The organism is Kocuria sp. CPCC 205263, assembly GCF_040981075.1.
In the GTDB taxonomy this organism is placed as follows: domain Bacteria; phylum Actinomycetota; class Actinomycetes; order Actinomycetales; family Micrococcaceae; genus Kocuria; species Kocuria rosea.
Genome location: NZ_JAVKPV010000053.1, coordinates 1 through 646 on the forward strand (window position 1 = coordinate 1; position 646 = coordinate 646).

The following is a 646-nucleotide window of genomic DNA, read 5'->3' on the forward strand; positions in this document are numbered from 1 at the left end:
CGGCTTCTACTTAACGCTGTGGAACTGAATGTTCCCAATACGATCAGTAAACTTCAGGACGCCTTTTATCTGGCGATAGGGCCTTCAATTGAAGAAAATGTAGCTCACGACTATTTAGCTGGCCGTGCTCTTGAAGCTCTTCATGCCAATGGCCAAGGACCTTCTGTCGACAAACTTGAAGAGCTAGCCCTTGCAACGACATACAACTTTGCATCCAGCATTGTTGGGGTAATTGCTAAAGGTGGGAAAGCGTCTGACGTCGAAATTTTGTTGCGCCTGTACGAAAGCGTCTCATCGGGAATGCTCAGAATACTTATATTGTCTGTTCTTGAGCCACTCACTGGACGTCTGGGGTTACGCATTACTCAATCAGGGAAAAAGCTCATCGCGACGGCAATTTAATAACAGTATGAGCAGGGACAAAACTGTGGTCCATGAGGAGCAAGCGTGACCAGAAGGCAGGGTGCGGCCACAATACGCCAGGCCAGAGAGTGGTCTGAATTGAGTGTGACTACTGCTTATTCATATGAGAAGGCGTTTCGCCATTGAAACCGAAAGAACCCGGCATGGTTAATGGTTAGGTTTGCCATCTGAGGGAGGTTAGACTGAACTTTCATGAGGTGCTGTGCTGGTCGTCTTAATGTTG

Annotated in this window: 1 protein-coding gene; it reads left to right on the forward strand. The window is 47.7% G+C overall.

Features of this window, described 5'->3' with window-relative positions:
* The coding region (locus RF647_RS19080; RefSeq protein WP_368813107.1) for a hypothetical protein at positions 1-402 on the forward strand (402 nt) is incomplete at its 5' end.
* Positions 403-646 lie beyond the last annotated feature (244 nt).